Source organism: Rhodococcus sp. B7740 (assembly GCF_000954115.1).
Taxonomy (GTDB): domain Bacteria; phylum Actinomycetota; class Actinomycetes; order Mycobacteriales; family Mycobacteriaceae; genus Rhodococcoides.
Genome location: NZ_CP010797.1, coordinates 3,220,481 through 3,235,990 on the forward strand (window position 1 = coordinate 3,220,481; position 15,510 = coordinate 3,235,990).

Below are 15,510 nucleotides of genomic sequence, written 5' to 3' on the forward strand. Positions count from 1 at the left end.
TTCCCTACGTGAGTACGTCCCTGTCGGACCAGCACCCCGAGCAGTCGCTGGGAGTCTTTCCGACCAAGCCGTCGGCCCTGGCCGCGATGTTCACCTCGGCACCAGCACTCATCGGTGCCATCCACCTGCCCGCCCTCCCCGGCAGCCCGCACTACAAGGGCCGGCCCGTCTCGGAGATCTCCGAGTTCGCCCTGGCCGAGGCGCACGCATACATCGACAATGGTTTCGACGGAGTCATCGTCGAGAACCATTGGGACATACCCTTTCTCAAGCCGGGTGAACACGGATACGAAACCGCGGCCAGCATGGGCGTCGTCACCGCCGCCGTCGTCGGCGACTTCGGCGACCGCGTCGGCGTGAGCATCCTGTCCAATGCCGGCGAATGCGGCGTGGCCGCAGCGTGGGCAGCGGGCGCGAGCTTCGTCCGCGTCAACCAGTGGGCCAACGCGTACATAGCCAACGAAGGATTCATCGAAGGTCAGGCCGCCAAGACCACCCGCTTCCGCCACCGCATCGGTGCCGACCCGGTCAAGATCTTCGCGGACGTGCACGTCAAGCACGGCGCGCATGCCATCGTCGCAGACCGCACGATCGCCGAACAGACCGAGGACGCGGAGTTCTTCGATGCCGACGTCCTCATCGCCACCGGCTCCCGCACCGGAGACGCCGCCTCCGTGGACGAGGTCTCGGTGATCAAGAACAACACGATGCTTCCTGTGATCATCGGCTCCGGAATCACCGCGGCCAACGTGGGCGAGCTGATGAAGGAATGCGACGGGGCCATCATCGCGTCGTCGGTGAAGGAGAACGCCCGCTGGTGGGGACGCGTCGCAGGCGAGAAGGTTCGCGCCGTCGCCCGCGCAGCTGGGAAATAGCCGATGATCGTCTTCTTCGGCTACGCCAACAACGATGTGACGGTGCATGTTCCGCATGTCCCGGTGCTGGGAGAGAGGGTGCAGGCAACGGCGATCGACACGATCGACGGCGGCATGAACGCCAACGCCGCGGTCTCCGCAGCCCGTATGGGTGCCCGCGTGGCCTTCGCCGGCGCAGTGGGCCCCGACGCCCGGTCCACCGAGTTTCTCGCCGGACTCGAGCACGACGGAGTAGACACCAGCTGGGCTCCGCGTGACGCTTTCCTCTCCACCGCAGTCGTTCTCATCGCCGAGGGCGGTGATCGATCGATCATCAGCCAGGACGACGCCAACGACGCACAACGGCTGGCCGCCGTCCTCGAGGCCCTCTCCGACGACGGCGGCCGACTGTTCGTCGACGGCTACCGAGCAGAGATGCTCCCCGCCGAACTGCCCGACAACGTCAGCCTCGCCATCGATCTCGACGGCTGCGACGATCTCGACGCCGCACTCCATGCGTTCGCCCTCGCCGATCACGTCATCGTCGGACGCAGCCTGTGGCAGAACAGCTTCGGCATAGATGCCGAACGGTGGTCGACGATGACCGCCGAGCACGACACTCACCTCGTCGTCACCGACGGCGAGCACGGGTGGACCCTGGTGACACCCTCGGGTGAGACGATCACCGAACCCGCAGTACAGGTCGACGTCGTCGACGCCGTCGGAGCCGGAGACTGCTTCTGCGGCACCTACATCGCCTTCGTCGACGCAGGCGAACCCCCGGCTCATGCAGCACGCCTCGCCGGGGCGTCCGCTGCTCTCGCATGCGCCACGGCCGGACCACGCGGCTGCCCCAGCATCACCGAACTCAACGAATTCACTGCCACCCTGGCCACTGTCGATCTTCAGGAGATCCGATGATCAAACGCGCACTCCCCCTCGTCCTCGGCACAGCACTTGCCCTCGGTCTCACCGCATGCGACTCCGCCGCCCCCAGCGACACCACGGGCGGAACCGACGCCTCCGCATCGTCCATTCCGGATCCGTCCCGCGTCGCCGACACCTGCGACGGCAAGAACGGCACCCTCAAGGTCGGCCTGGTGACCATCAATCTGCAAGCTCTGTTCTTCAACCAGATCAACAACGCCGCCCAGAAGGTCGCCGACGAAGCCGGTGTCGACCTCCAGATCATCAGCGGTAACGACGATTCGGTCACCCAGGCCAACGCATTCGACAACCTCATCGCTTCCGGCGTGGACGCCATCATCGTCGACGCCATCGACACCGACGGCATCAAGCCATCCGTGTCCAAGGCCGCCGCAGCAGGTATCCCGGTGGTGGCCGTCGACGCCACCGTCGACGACCCGGGCATCTCGACCCAGGTGGGAACAGCGAACGCCGAGGGCGGCGCTCAGATCGGTGACACACTCGCCGAGCTGGCGAACGACACCGGCACCGTCGGTATCGTCGGCGCACTCAACAGCACGATCCAGCTCGAACGTCAGAAGGGCTTCACCGACACGGTCTCCGCCGCGGGCATGACCGTCGGCACGGTCGTCGACGGTCGCAACATTCAGGAGAACGCGCAGACCGCCGCGGAGAACCTGCTCACCGGCAACCCGGACATGGAATACGTCTACGCCACCGGCGAACCCGCACTCATCGGGTTGGTCGCGGCAGTGAACAGCCAGAGTGCACAGGACCGGATCAAGGCCGTCGGATGGGACCTGTCGGATCAGGCTGTCTCCGCCCTCCAGGCGGGCTGGCTCGAGGGCGTCGTGCAGCAGAACACCTTCGAATTCGGCTACGAGGCAATGAACGCCGCGATCGATCTCGGTTGCGGTCGCACCGCACCCGCGGACATCCCGGTCCCGACGCAGATCGTCACCCCCGCCAACGTGGGCGACTACATGTACTACCTGGAGAAGTAGCCTTATGGCACAACATGATCCGACAACACCGTTGATCGAACTGTCGGGAATCACCAAATCGTACGGCCCGGTGAAATCGTTGCAGGGAGTCGACCTCCGGCTCTCACGCGGCGAAGTACTCGGAGTCGTCGGAGACAACGGCGCCGGCAAGTCGACGCTCATGAAAATCCTTGCCGGCGCCGTTCAACACGACGGTGGTGAGATGCGAGTCAACGGGGAACCGGTGCGCTTCTCGACGCCGCTCGATGCGCAGCAGCAGAAGATCGGCATCGTCTATCAGGATCTGGCGCTGTGCGACACCCTCGATGTCGCGAGCAACCTGTTCCTCGGCCGTGAACCCCGCAAGGGACCGTTTCTGGACCGGCACGGCATGCACGAACGCGCCGCGAAGATCCTCGCGGACCTGCACGTCAAAGTGAAGTCGACGTACCAGGAGATCGGGCAACTCTCGGGCGGGCAGCGGCAGACGGTCGCCATCGCCAGGGCCGTCTCGTTCCGGCCCGACGTGTTGATCCTCGACGAGCCAACGGCCGCACTGGCCGTCGCCGAGGTGGAATCGGTCCTGAAACTCATCACGGACGTTGCGGCCCAGGGCGTCGGCGTCATCCTCGTGACGCACCGCCTGCAGGATCTGTTCCGAGTCTGCGACCGCATCACCGTCATGTACGAGGGACAGAGCGTCGACGACGTTCCGATCGGCGAGCTGAACATCGAATCGCTCGTCGGACTGATCACTCGCACTCCGGTTCCCCAGCGTTCACCGTCCTCGCCGGAAGGCCGCCCATGATCACTCTCGACAAGAACGCACAGCCCAGCGTCGCGAAACTCGCTGCGCGACCGACATTGTGGCAACAGACCAACAAGCCGACACTGGCCATGCTGGCCGTCACCGTCGCGGTGGCCCTCGTCTTCTCGGTGACCACGTCGTCGTTCCTGACGTTCACCAACATCTCCAACCTCGCCACGCAGATCGCACCGGTCCTGATCATCGCCGTCGCGATGACGTTCGTGATCACCACCGGCCAGATCGACCTCTCCGTCGGAGCGACGGTCGCCTTCGTCGCCGCGATGAGCGCCGAGCTCATCCAGGCAGGCGTCGACTCCTCGGTCGTGTTCGTCGCGGCTCCACTGATGGGTGCGGCGTGGGGACTGGTCAACGGCTGGCTCGCTGCCTACCAGGGCATTCCACCGTTCATCGTCACACTCGCCACGCTCTCGATCATCCGCGGCATCGCGCTGTACCGCACCGAGGGCTTCTCGGTTCCCATCACCCCGGGCACCGCGTTCGCCAAGCTCGGCACTGCGTCGTGGCTCGGGTTCTCGGCGAGCGCCTGGATCGCCCTCGCCGTGGTCGTCATCGGCGCGGTTGCGCTGGGTCGCACCCGCTTCGGCCGCTACGTCACCGGAATCGGGTCCAACGTCGAATCCGTCCGACGCTCCGGCGTCAACACCCGTCGCGTGTTGATGATGACGCTGGTGTTCACCGGTCTTGCCGCCGGCATCGCAGGCCTGCTCATCGCCGCACGACTGGGATCGGGTTCCGCCAACTCCGCCAACGGTTTCGAGCTGACCGTCATCACCGCGGTGGTGCTCGGCGGAACCAACCTGTTCGGTGGACGAGGAACCGTGGTCGGCACCGTGATCGGTGCGGTCCTCACCGGCATCATCGCCAACGGCCTGACGCTGCTGGGCGTGAGCCCCTTCCTCACGCCCATCATCACCGGAATCGTTCTGCTCGTCGCCATCTGGATCAACATGCGTGGGCACTCGTTGGCGTCACTGTTCAAGCACCTGCAGAGCGCACCGGGCAAACAGTGATCGTCCGGACGGTGACCGGTCCGGTCGACTCCAGCGAGCTGGGGTTGGTGTTACCGCACGAGCACCTGCACAACGACGCCTCGGCGGCGTACTCGGAATCGCTCGATCCCGCTGTGGCGCAGGTTCTCTCCGGACCGATCTCGGCCTCGGACGCCTGGCTGTTGCACGACAATCCGTATCACAGCGCCGACAATTGCCGGATCGACGACGCGGCGGCCGTGTTGGCGGACCTGAAAACCTTTGCCGACCACGGCGGGACGACCGTCGTCGATCTGACACCACCGGGCATCGGTCGTCGACCCGAGATCCTGGAACGGTACTCCCGAGACTCGGGGGTCCGGGTCGTCATGGGCTCGGGCTGGTACCTCGAGGCCACGCACCCGGCCGAGGTCGCCTCGCTGAGCGTCGACCAACTCGCGTCGGGACTCGTTGCCGAGTTCTCCTCGAACGACGGGCCTCGCCCCGGGGTCATCGGGGAGATCGGAGTCTCGCCGTCGTTCACCGCCGCCGAGAAGAAGGCGTTACGCGCCGCATGCGTCGCGCAACGAGAAGTCGCTGTACCACTGTTCGTTCACCTTCCGGGGTGGCAGCGGCGTGGGCACGAAGTGCTCGACATCGTCGTCGAGGAGATGGGTGTCGACCCGAGTGCTGTGGTGCTCTGCCACATGGACCCGTCGGGCAACGATCCCGACTACCAATGCGCTCTGGGTGATCGCGGGGTGTATCTGGAATTCGACATGATCGGCATGCCCTTCGAGTTCCCGGGTGAGGGTCAGTCTCCATCGCCCGCCGACACCGCCTTCGCGGTCGCCGGTCTCATCGGCGGCGGATACCGACGGCAATTGCTCCTCAGTCACGACCTGTTTCTCAAGTCGATGCTCCGCGCATTCGGTGGCAACGGTTTGGCCTACGTACCAGTCTCTTTCGCAGCACGACTCGTGCGAAGCGGAATCGACCCCCAGCACGTGTCCTCGCTCATGCGAGACAACCCGAGGTCGCTCTTCGAGAGCGCCGGAAAAGGATAGAAAACCACCATGGGTAAGAAAGTTCTGATCGCCGGTGAAAGCTGGATGACCACCTCGACGCACGTCAAGGGCGTCGACGAATTCACCGTGCACTCCTACGTGGAAGGTGTCGGACCACTCAAGGACGCCCTGGCTTCCCGCGGACACGACGTGGTGCACATGCCGGCGCATCTGGTGCCGACACAATTTCCCGGTAACGGCGAGGCTCTGTCCGCCTACGACGTCATCGTCCTCTCGGACATCGGCGCCAACTCGATTCAGCTCGCACCCAGCGTCTTCGATCGTTTTCAGGCAGGCGAGGACCGCCTGGTCGAGCTCCGGAACTGGGTGCACGACGGCGGTGCGCTGCTGATGATCGGCGGATACCTTTCGTTCTCAGGGTTCCAAGCCCGCGCTGCGTTCCGGCAGACAGCACTCGCAGACGCTCTGCCGGTGACGATGCTCGCCGAAGACGATCGCGTGGAGACCCCAGGTGGCATGGTCCCCGTGGTCGTCGACGACAAGCACCCCACCGTGAGCGCCAGCGGGATCGAGTGGCCTGCACTCCTGGGGTACAACCGAGTGATCGCCAAGGACGGAGTTGCCGTCCCCGCCACCATCAACGGAGATCCGCTCGTCGCTGCGGGCACCTACGGCAAGGGCCGCTCGGCGGTCTTCACCTCGGACTGCTCGCCGCACTGGGCACCGCCGGAATTCTGCGAGCAGTGGCTCGGCTACACCGATCTGTTCGACGGCCTGATCACCTGGTTGTCCGCGGAATGAGTCGCTCCGCCGAACTGATTGCGCGGCAACAACGCAACCTCGTTGCAGCGCAGCGCGTCCCCTTCATCGTCGAATCGATCGGCGGCACACTACGCGACGACCACTTCCGGCGTTACCTGGTGATCGAGGAGGCGTTCGTACTCACCGCGGTGCGCATCCTGGGACTCGTCGTCGCAGAGTCCGAGTCCTTGGACGACGCAACCGATCATGTGGCGTCACTTTCGAATCTCGTCGGTGAGCAGCGGGAGTACTTCGCCGGACTACGCGAGCAGTTTCCGTACGACGGCGATACCGACGAGTTGATCGAGAGTTCGTCCGTACTGTCCGACTACGCCTTGGGACTTGCCCGTCGAGACGGCAGGGCTGCAGCACTCGTGGCGATGTTCGCCGCCGAGACCCTGTACCTGTCCTGGTGCCGCGCAGCACTCGATACGTCGGCCGATCGCGAACCGGCACTGCAGGAGTGGATAGAAATGCATACCCGACCTGCTTTCGTGGCGCAGGTCGACGCGTTGGCCCGAGAGGTCGACGCCATGAACGCTGTGGACGATGCAAGGCTGGACGAGTGGTTCGCGGGAATGTTGGCCGCCGAGAACGCATTCCACAACTCGGCGATGGACTAGTGCCTGCGGCAGTGGTGTGACAAGGCCTGCGGGTCGTTCCGCAGGCTCCACTCCCATGTGCCGCCTGGGGCACCCAAACACACCACTGCCGCAGGCACTTACAGGCGTTCGACGATGGTGGCGTTCGACGGGCCGCCCGCCTCGCACATCACCTGCAGCCCGAAGCGTTGCTCACGTTCGGCGAGGGCGTGGACCATGGTCGTCATGATGCGCGCTCCGCTGCCGCCGAGGGGGTGACCGATGGCGATGGCTCCGCCGTTGACGTTCACCTTGCTCGGATCGGCACCGGTCTCCTTGGCCCATGCAAGCACCACGGAGGCGAATGCCTCGTTGACCTCGAACAGGTCGATGTCGCTCATCGTCAACCCCGCCTTGGCGAGCACCTTCTGCGTGGCCGGGATGACGGCGGTGAGCATCATCAGCGGATCGTCACCGACCACGGCGAAGCTGTGCAGCCTGGCCATCGGCGTGAGGCCGAGCCCCCTCGCCTTCTCGCTGGTGGTGATCATGACCGCGGCGCTACCGTCGTTGATCTGGCTTGCGTTGCCCGCGGTGATGTTCCATTGGATTTCGGGGAACCGCTGCGCCATGGCGTCGCTGTAGTACGCCGGACGCAGCCCTGCCAGGGCCTCCAGCGTCGACCCGGTGCGGATCCCCTCGTCACGGTCGAGTCCGCGGATGGCGCTGATCTCCCTCTTGAAGCGTCCCTCTTCGGTTGCCGCCGCGGCCTTCGCGTGACTGGACAATGCGAATTCGTCCATTTCGGTCCGGCTGATACCCCACCTGGCCGCGATCAGTTCGGCACTGATGCCCTGCGGCACGAGACCGTCCGGATACCTCTCGGCGAAACCGACACCCGCCGGGTCCTCGGTACCGATCATGTTCGAGCCCATCGGGATTCGACTCATGGACTCCGACCCGGCCGCAATCGCCAGATCGTAGGCACCGGAGATGACGCCCTGAGCGGCGAAGTGAATCGCCTGCTGGCTGCTTCCGCACTGACGGTCCACCGTGGTCGCAGGCACGGATTCGGGATAGCCCGCCGCCAATGCAGCACGTCGAGTCATGTTCGACGCCTGATCCCCCACTGCGGTGACGACACCACCGATGACGTCGTCGATCTGGTTCGGGTCGATTCCACTGCGCTGCACAACTTCCCGAAGACTGTGGGCCATCAGGTCCACTGGATGTTCGGGATGCAGTGTGCCGTTTGCCTTGCCCCGTCCGACCGGGGTTCTGACTGCCTCGACGATGACTGCGTCTCTCATGACGGCTCCTTGTCCGATCGACCCGTTCCTATCGGATCGCTGACACCACGGTACGAGCTGGCTATAGTTTTGTAAAGTCAGTAGTATCGTGACATGCCCCTCCACATGGACGGCCCACTGTCCGACCTCGACTCCTGGACGGCCGGCGACCGCTGCTCCATTGCGCGCGCCTTGTCCGTGGTCGGAACCCGATCCGCCATGCTGATCCTGCGCGAGGCCTTCTACGGCACGACGAGGTTCGACGACTTCAGCCGACGCGTCGGCATCACCGACGCCAGCAGCGCCGCCCGACTCAAAGAACTCGTCGACGCGGGCATCTTCGTCAAACAGCCCTACCGCCCCGACAAGGGACGAACACGCTACGAGTACATCCTGACGAAAATGGGGGAAGACCTGCTGCCCGTCGTACTCGGGCTGATGCAATGGGGCGACGAGTATCTACAGGATGATGACGGGCCCTTCGATGTGGTTGATGCACAAGGGAACCCAGTGCACGTCCGGATCACCGACAACAATGGCGCGGAAGTGCCGGTGAACGAACTGAGAGTGCGCATCGCCTAGCCTCCGGTGTTCGACTAGAAGAGACGCACACACAGTGGGCACGACGCGTAACCTGCTGCACGTGGGCAACGATCGACGGCGTGGCACCGGAGGCCGACCAGACAGGGCCTGGACCGCACTGGTTTTCGGTCTCACCCTGGCCGCAGCCCTGTCATCGCTGTGGCACTTCGCCGCGCCCCTCGCGCCCTTCGACCCGGCGGCTGTATCCGGCGAGACCGGAAGCGTATCGATCATTGGTTACGCGCAACTGTTCACCGAACAGGGTCCCCCGTGGTTTCCGTCGTCGCTCGTCATCGGCGCACTGACACTGTGCGTGGTTGCTGCGGCAGCACGGATTCGAGGATCTCGGCAGTCGCTGTTCTGGTGGCCCTTGCCGACGTCGGCGTTTCTCGGAGCTTCCTTGTGGGCCTCCGCCGCCGTCGGACCGCCGCAGGTCTCGGCCATTGCCTTGGTTCACCCCGACTCGATGGCCGCGCAGATGTCGGAGTCGCCGCTGTTCCGAGAATCGATTCTCGTATTCCTGATCGAATGCCTGACAGTGTCGATCGTGATCGGTGCAGTTTTCGCGGGTGTTCAACACAGGGCCGACCGACGCTGAGGCCGAGTACGTTCAGGCCGTGATCGCCTGGCGTTGTGCGAGGCCCCGCGATGCGGTCAACTGTTTCTGCAGGATCGACCCAATCAGCAATGGTGCTGCAGCGCATGCGGCAATCGGGCGCGCGCTGCACGACACCACGCCGTCAAGAAGGGCAGATCATGAACATTTCGGTACATCAAGTGGTCCTCGACTGCACCGACGCCCGTGAGTCCGCCGAGTTCTACCGGCAACTGCTGGGTTTCGAGTACATCCCCGGTGACGCCGAGACGATCGATCCGGATTGGCTCGCGATCACCGCGCCGGACGGTTCGTGGCGAATCGCATTTCAACAGATCGACTCACTACCGGCCGCAACATGGCCGGACGGCGAGCACCCTCAGATGTTGCACCTGGACTTTCGCGTCGACACCGTCGAGCAACTCGACGAAGAGCACACGCGCGCACTCGAATTGGGTGCGCAACTATTGCGGGACCTGCGGGACGACCCGGAAGAGCCGATCCGAATCTATGCCGACCCGGCCGGCCATCCGTTCTGCATCTTCGTCGGGACGTGAACCGGCGCGCCCCGCACATCAGCTCCCCACATTCGGATACCCGACGCCGATCGGAGTCACATATCCACAACCGAGGAGCCGATCCGCGGACTACGGACGCCAACCGAGCATCCGAGTGGTGTGGTCGAGTGCCGCCCGGGGCACACAACCACACCACTGCCGCAGGCACTCAGCCCAATTGCACTGTGACCGTGGCGCGGTGACCGAAGATTCGCTTGCCCTCGAACGTGGCACCCAGTGAGATGACCGCAGTACGCGTGGCCTCGTCCTTGGACTTGATCTTGCCGGTGAAGACGATCTCGGCGGCCTTGTGGGTGTCGACCGGGATGGGGGTGGTGAAGCGGACGGTGTAGTCCTTCACAGCGCCCGGGTCGCCGAGCCACTCGGTGATGTACCCGCCGCCGACGCCCATCGTGAGCATCCCGTGGGCCAGCACGTTCTCGAGATCGATCAGCTTGGCGAACTGCTCGCTCCAGTGAATCGGGTTCGCGTCGCCGGCGACACCTGCGTAGTTGACCAGGTCACCGCGGGTCAGGCGCACCGTGCGGGGCGGCAGTTCGTCTCCGACGTTCACCTCGTCGAACTTCTGTGTGGGCCGACCCCGGTACTCCTCGACGACCAGCGGTTCGTGTTCCTGCGGAGTGGACAGTGTGCCGCTCTCGCCGGAATCGGCACCGCTGACGTCCGTCGTCGCGCCGAACATCACCAAGTTCTTCGCAGACTCGGCGATGGCCGGATCGATCTCGCCGGACCGACCGACGAGCAGCGTGGTGTACGTGGTCTGCACCAGTTCGTTCTTCTGGTTGGACACGACGTTCTTGGTGACCATCATGTCGCGTCCCATGACCGTCTTGAACGAGTCGAGCGAGACATCGCACGTCAGTTGATCGCCGGCGAGGATCGGCTTCTGGAACACCAGCACCTGATCGGTCTGGAGGATCTGGCTCAGGTCGTAGCCCTCGGCGATGGACTGGAGAAGCTTCTTCTGCGCAAGGGTGCCGACCAGCGACATGAACGTCAGAGGCGCGACGAGGGCACTGTGACCCAGCGCGGCCGCGGCATCTCCGTCCCAGTGGGCGGGGTGGAAATCCTGGACGGCGCGGGCGTACTCACGGACCTTCTCGCGGCCCACCTCGTAGTAGTCCTCGGTGCGGTAGTGATAACCGACCATGCTCCGAGCATGTTCCGCCGGATCGAATGCTTCACCGTCGGTTGCTGCCGTACCGGACTCCGCTACCTGCTCTGCCACTGTTGTCCCACCGTCTCGTACCCCACTGTTCACCATTACCCGAGCAACCTACCGAACAACGGCGTTCGTTGGCCAGGCCGGCGGGTTCAAGCCGAGCGGTGTCGCGGTGAGTCGTGGTAGCCCACCATGCCCACCATCGAGGCATGGTGCGACGGCGCGACGTTGGCGATCGTGGCGCCCCGCGGGCGGTGTCGACGCGACGCGACCGCGTCGACGGCCATCAGAGCCGCACCGTGCGCGGTGAGAGACTCCGGATTGGCGGGTGCGACGACCGGCAGCATCAGATCACGACGGAACAGGCGCCGCAGCGTCGGAATGTTGGCGCAGCCACCGACCATCACCAGGGCGTGAACGGCACAGGGCGCGTCGACGATCACACTGGCCACCCAGTCCTCCAACGACCGAATGCTGCGTTCGAGAACATCATCGAAAGTGTTGCGCCACAACCTGACCGGACCACCGACGAAGGGTCCGGCAACTTCGGCCACCCGCAGTCGAGAAAGCTGCTCACGCGCCGTTCGGACCGATACCGTCAATTCTGCCCGTGCCCGATCGGACGCCAACTCGTCCGCTCCGTACGTCGAGAGCAGGTAGCGGGAGAGTTGCTCGTCGCAGCTGTTGCCTCCGAACAACGTGGTGCGCACCGAACTGAAGACCGTACCGGTGGCCGGGTCTGCCACGGACACCGTGGTGCCCGACGCCCCGATGTCACAGACCGCGACCGTACGCGCGCCCTCTAGCTGGCCCGTTCCCTGCAGATACCGCAGCTGAGCTCCGAGTTCGGAGGCGACCAGCAGTCGATCGGCCTCGTACGTGGAGTAGGCGGACGTACGCGCGCGAGCACCGGGATCGTCGGGTACCGCCAACACGATGTCCGTTCGGTCGACCATCTGATCGCGCGACATGGAGTCCAGCAAGTCGATGGCGACCTGAAGGTGATCGTCAGGATCGAACGAGTGAACGATGTGGGCCGACCGCACCGACTCGTCGATCGCATCGACTGCGACCCCTCGGGCAGTGGCAGAACCCACCGAAACACCAAGGACTGTTCTCATGATTCCTCGACTCGACTGGCTACTCCGACCTGCCGATAGTAAACCGCCGAACCGTCGTCTGGACAGCAATCTCGGTATCTGAATGAACTTCCGGTTTGTTTTGGGACATATAACAAGAAGCGGAACCCGTACCGACCGATCTCAGGCGACGTGATCGAAAGGATCTCGACGGTACGCCAGCAGCGGACCCCACTCCTCCTGCGCCGAGGTCATCGCCGCACAGGCGACGCCGTTGGCCGAGTCCATTCCGCGCGCGGCCGCGACGATCGACCGAGCCGACTGCACGAGGGACACATCGAATCGGAAGCTGTGCGCCGCCAATTCGGCGAACGCGTCCTCCGGACTACAGCCGCGCAGCGCGATGAGAACACCCACCGCCCTGTCGATAGCGGTGCGAGTCAACGGTTCTGCTGCGGGATTCTCGGTCATCGAATACTCACCGTCTGCTGGTCGATGACTCGATGGTAGCCACGCATGAGCAGAAGTTCAGGTGTCGGAGTCGAATTCACATACCCGTCACGAGAAGGACTTGTCCAAGTATCAAAAATGCACGCTCACAAGGGAATCAACGAATCGATCTCACTCGACCGGACTCGCAGCCGGTTCTTCGTCGACGGTCGTGGGTTCGGTGGTGACCGGAACCTCCGTGGTGGTCTCGATCGGGCTCGTGGTCGTCGGAGGATCGGGGTCGGGTTCCGGCTCGACGGTCGTCGTTTCTTCTCCACCCGAATCACCACCGCCACCCGAGTTGCCGCCGCCCGACGCCCCGCCGTCCGCATCGCCGTCCGAGCCGCCACGACCTTCGCTGCCGCCGCCGGAGACCACGCCGGGTCTGCCGCCACCCGATCCGGCCCGGGAGTCCCCACCCCCCGACGAGCTCATCGACGTGGGGACCGGACTCGCGGGGAGCGCTTCACTCCAGGTACCGACCGGCACCGGCCCGTACACCGGCGCCTCGAACACCCCGGCCTCGATGGACGGAACAGCCGACGGCGCAGGCGGGGGGACCGCCGAACCCGCGACCACCGCCACCGACGACGACGCGACCTCGCTGCCCCCGGCCGACGGCATCTCGGTGCGATCCGCGCTGTCGACCACGGAATTCTGGGTCGGACCGGCCGCCGACAGCGCCCACACCGTGGCTCCGCTCAGTGCGGCGAGAACCGCGACGCCCAAACCGATCATTGCCAGTCGCGCACCGCGTGGAGTACCGGCCGCATCGCTGCCGGAACCGTTCCAGACCTCGTCGACCGACTCCGCAGGGACGTCGACCGGCCCGCCTGCCCATGCAGTGAGAGCTTCTACGGTGCCGATCAGTGCTGCTGCAACTCCCAGCGGAACCTCGGCGTTCAACCGCGGATCTCCGGCATCGACCACCACGACATCGCGAACCTCATGGGCGGCGAGCGCTGCACGGACGATTCCGCACAGCGCGATGCTGTCGCACACCACTCCGGAACCGCTGATCCGCAGATCGTTCTGGGCCGCTTGCACCCTCATGATTCCGAGCATCGTGGTGACGGCGTCACCCACGCCGCCGGGAACCGCGGCAACGGACACGGTGCGCGTGGACATGGCTCCCAACTCGGGTAGATCGGCCTCGACCAGCACGGCCGACACTTCTTCGGCACCGACGTGTATCCCGAGCGCAATGGCCATGGTCGTCGACTCCCCCCGACTTCGATTCGGGCTCAGAGTACCCTTCGAGCCGGAAATCGGGGAAACAAATTGTTTTGCTCGATCAGAACTCCAACCTGCTCGCCTCGTCGCGGGCCGTCTCGGCGGCCCGGCGCTCGCGCTCGAAGAGCAGGCCGAAGGTGAATCCGTTCTCCCCCGCCGTCGTGCCTGCTCGCGCGCCGAGGGTACGCAGAATGTCCGCCGCGATCACCGCGTCCTGATGCTCTCCCAGCACCTCCTGAATCGTCTTGAAGTGCTTGATGTTCGCTTTCGAGACCTTCTTGTCCACCACCGGTGCAACCAACTCGGCCGCATACCGTGCTCGTTTCGATGCCTTTCGTGCCCGATGCAGCGCCTCGTCGTCGGTACCGCGCACGGCACTCTTCGTCCGATCGATCGCTTTCTTTCCTGCCTTGCGTGCCAGCTTGACCAACACACGGTCGGTGACCTCGCCGTCGATCGGTAGCCCGCGCGACCACTCCGCCAGCGTCGTGAGCAGCGCGCGGTAGCGCTCTCCGTCGAGTTCGGTCATCGCCGCCTCGCGGTACCGAATCTGCTCGGCGAGCAGGTCGTTCTCGATGCGCGACGCGACCGGCCCGAGCACCAGTTCGGGCGGTAGTTCGCGCAACGCGGCGGCGAACCGGGCACGTTGCACCTGACGATCGCGCACTTCACCGAGAATGCTTGCATACCAAGACAGTTCGGCTTCGAGCTGGGCGGCGGGCTCGTCCTCGAACAGGCTACCGAACACACGAAGGGTACTGCGGTATCGCCGAATCGCCACCCGCGTGGAATGAATCGGATCCAGCCCTCGACGCAGATACACATCGCCCGCGACGATCGCCTGCGCCTGCGCGTCGAGATAGTCCGCCAACAGCACCACCCCGGGTTCGGCGGGTACCTGACGCACCACCGACAGAGCCCGATCCAGCTTCGACGGATGCGCCGACGGCCGGGCACCGGCAGCCCGCAGCACCTTGCCCGCCTTCTTCAGAAACGACTCCGACCCTGCGGGTCCGAGTTCCACCTCGACCTCCCGCCACCGCGGACCGGTCGCGCCGCCGATCAGGACGACGGAGACCTCGTCGTCGGCCACTTCCGCGACCACAGCCCCGTCGGCGTCGGACACGGTGTGAATCGTGCGATGCGTCGTCAGAGTCGCGACCGCAGACAACTCCGCGCCCATCACCGCACCGCGCAGCACGTCGTTCAGCTCGTCCGGCACCGCACCGTGCGCTCCGTTGCCGAGAGGGAGCCGAATCTCGGTCCGCGCCTTCTCCGCCGGGACCTTCGCATGCCAGCCGTTGTCGGAATCACCGGTACGACGCCGAACCGTGATTCCGCGTCGCAACAGGTCGTGGCCGGTCGTGTCGAAGTACTCACTGCTCAGGTCGGTCTCGCTCGACGCCAGAGCGCCGCCGGAGGGCACCAGTGAAGCGAGAGTGGGCAATCGGAAATCTGCGTCGACGTCGAACTTGTCTTCGCGCTCGGTCTGAATCGACTCCATACCTGTCATCCTGCCTCGAGTACCGGGG

At 64.9% G+C, this 15,510-nt stretch carries 18 protein-coding genes; 12 read left to right on the plus strand and 6 right to left on the minus strand.

Going from position 1 to position 15,510, the window contains the following annotated elements:
• Positions 1 to 8: 8 nt before the first annotated feature.
• The 8 genes from NY08_RS14905 to NY08_RS14940 are packed head-to-tail and all read left to right on the plus strand — an operon-like array spanning position 9 to position 7,013.
• Positions 9 to 875: a BtpA/SgcQ family protein gene (locus tag NY08_RS14905; protein WP_230596918.1), complete on the plus strand. Its 867-nt coding sequence runs from the start codon at positions 9 to 11 to the stop codon at positions 873 to 875.
• Positions 876 to 878: 3 nt separating this feature from the next.
• Positions 879 to 1,775 (plus strand): carbohydrate kinase family protein, encoded by an 897-nt coding sequence (locus NY08_RS14910; protein WP_045197200.1) that lies wholly within the window; start codon positions 879 to 881, stop codon positions 1,773 to 1,775.
• The gene (locus NY08_RS14915) at positions 1,772 to 2,785 is read left to right on the plus strand and encodes a substrate-binding domain-containing protein (RefSeq protein ID WP_045197202.1); all 1,014 of its coding nucleotides are present in this window, start codon (positions 1,772 to 1,774) and stop codon (positions 2,783 to 2,785) included. The genes NY08_RS14910 and NY08_RS14915 overlap by 4 nt, the downstream gene beginning before the upstream one ends.
• A gap of 4 nt (positions 2,786 to 2,789) precedes the next feature.
• A complete protein-coding gene (locus NY08_RS14920) occupies positions 2,790 to 3,572 on the plus strand; it encodes an ATP-binding cassette domain-containing protein (protein ID WP_045197204.1) in 783 nt (260 codons plus the stop codon).
• Positions 3,569 to 4,603: an ABC transporter permease gene (locus NY08_RS14925; RefSeq protein ID WP_045197205.1), complete on the plus strand. Its 1,035-nt coding sequence runs from the start codon at positions 3,569 to 3,571 to the stop codon at positions 4,601 to 4,603. The genes NY08_RS14920 and NY08_RS14925 overlap by 4 nt, the downstream gene beginning before the upstream one ends.
• 11 nt (positions 4,604 to 4,614) lie before the next feature.
• The gene (locus NY08_RS14930) at positions 4,615 to 5,628 is read left to right on the plus strand and encodes a phosphotriesterase family protein (protein WP_235386918.1); all 1,014 of its coding nucleotides are present in this window, start codon (positions 4,615 to 4,617) and stop codon (positions 5,626 to 5,628) included.
• Positions 5,629 to 5,637: 9 nt separating this feature from the next.
• Positions 5,638 to 6,390 carry a glutamine amidotransferase gene (locus NY08_RS14935; protein WP_032396609.1) on the plus strand — a complete coding sequence of 251 codons (753 nt, stop codon included), beginning with the start codon at positions 5,638 to 5,640 and terminating at the stop codon, positions 6,388 to 6,390.
• Positions 6,387 to 7,013 carry a TenA family protein gene (locus tag NY08_RS14940; RefSeq protein ID WP_045197209.1) on the plus strand — a complete coding sequence of 209 codons (627 nt, stop codon included), beginning with the start codon at positions 6,387 to 6,389 and terminating at the stop codon, positions 7,011 to 7,013. Before NY08_RS14935 ends, NY08_RS14940 begins: the two co-directional genes overlap by 4 nt.
• A 98-nt stretch (positions 7,014 to 7,111) precedes the next feature.
• Here the strand turns inward: NY08_RS14940 and NY08_RS14945 are convergent, their stop codons facing one another.
• Positions 7,112 to 8,281 carry a thiolase family protein gene (locus NY08_RS14945; RefSeq protein WP_045197212.1) on the minus strand — a complete coding sequence of 390 codons (1,170 nt, stop codon included), beginning with the start codon at positions 8,279 to 8,281 and terminating at the stop codon, positions 7,112 to 7,114.
• 93 nt (positions 8,282 to 8,374) lie between these two features.
• On the opposite strand from NY08_RS14945, the gene NY08_RS14950 reads away from it, so the two are divergent.
• From NY08_RS14950 to NY08_RS14960, 4 genes are read left to right on the plus strand one after another with little or no spacing between them, the layout of a single operon-like run.
• The gene (locus NY08_RS14950; protein WP_144407377.1) at positions 8,375 to 8,842 is read left to right on the plus strand and encodes a winged helix-turn-helix transcriptional regulator; all 468 of its coding nucleotides are present in this window, start codon (positions 8,375 to 8,377) and stop codon (positions 8,840 to 8,842) included.
• Positions 8,843 to 8,876: 34 nt separating this feature from the next.
• Entirely contained in the window at positions 8,877 to 9,440 is a 564-nt protein-coding gene (locus tag NY08_RS14955; protein ID WP_045197215.1) for a hypothetical protein, read from the plus strand.
• 33 nt (positions 9,441 to 9,473) lie between these two features.
• Positions 9,474 to 9,602 (plus strand): CGNR zinc finger domain-containing protein, encoded by a 129-nt coding sequence (locus NY08_RS26730; RefSeq protein WP_200893114.1) that lies wholly within the window; start codon positions 9,474 to 9,476, stop codon positions 9,600 to 9,602.
• Complete coding sequence (locus NY08_RS14960) at positions 9,599 to 9,994, plus strand: VOC family protein (protein ID WP_045200503.1); 396 nt, start codon at positions 9,599 to 9,601, stop codon at positions 9,992 to 9,994. The genes NY08_RS26730 and NY08_RS14960 overlap by 4 nt, the downstream gene beginning before the upstream one ends.
• Positions 9,995 to 10,163: 169 nt before the next feature.
• Here the strand turns inward: NY08_RS14960 and NY08_RS14965 are convergent, their stop codons facing one another.
• From NY08_RS14965 to NY08_RS14985, 5 genes are all read right to left on the minus strand, one after another.
• A complete protein-coding gene (locus NY08_RS14965; RefSeq protein WP_032396614.1) occupies positions 10,164 to 11,279 on the minus strand; it encodes a fused (3R)-hydroxyacyl-ACP dehydratase subunits HadA/HadB in 1,116 nt (371 codons plus the stop codon).
• A gap of 50 nt (positions 11,280 to 11,329) precedes the next feature.
• Positions 11,330 to 12,298 carry an Hsp70 family protein gene (locus NY08_RS14970; RefSeq protein ID WP_045197220.1) on the minus strand — a complete coding sequence of 323 codons (969 nt, stop codon included), beginning with the start codon at positions 12,296 to 12,298 and terminating at the stop codon, positions 11,330 to 11,332.
• Positions 12,299 to 12,439: 141 nt separating this feature from the next.
• Positions 12,440 to 12,727, minus strand: a complete 288-nt coding sequence (locus tag NY08_RS14975) for an ANTAR domain-containing protein (protein WP_045197223.1) — start codon at positions 12,725 to 12,727, stop codon at positions 12,440 to 12,442.
• 150 nt (positions 12,728 to 12,877) lie between these two features.
• Complete coding sequence (locus tag NY08_RS25240) at positions 12,878 to 13,957, minus strand: hypothetical protein (protein ID WP_052683828.1); 1,080 nt, start codon at positions 13,955 to 13,957, stop codon at positions 12,878 to 12,880.
• A gap of 82 nt (positions 13,958 to 14,039) precedes the next feature.
• Positions 14,040 to 15,482, minus strand: coding sequence for a CYTH and CHAD domain-containing protein (locus NY08_RS14985; RefSeq protein WP_045197225.1), 1,443 nt, complete (start codon positions 15,480 to 15,482; stop codon positions 14,040 to 14,042).
• Positions 15,483 to 15,510 lie beyond the last annotated feature (28 nt).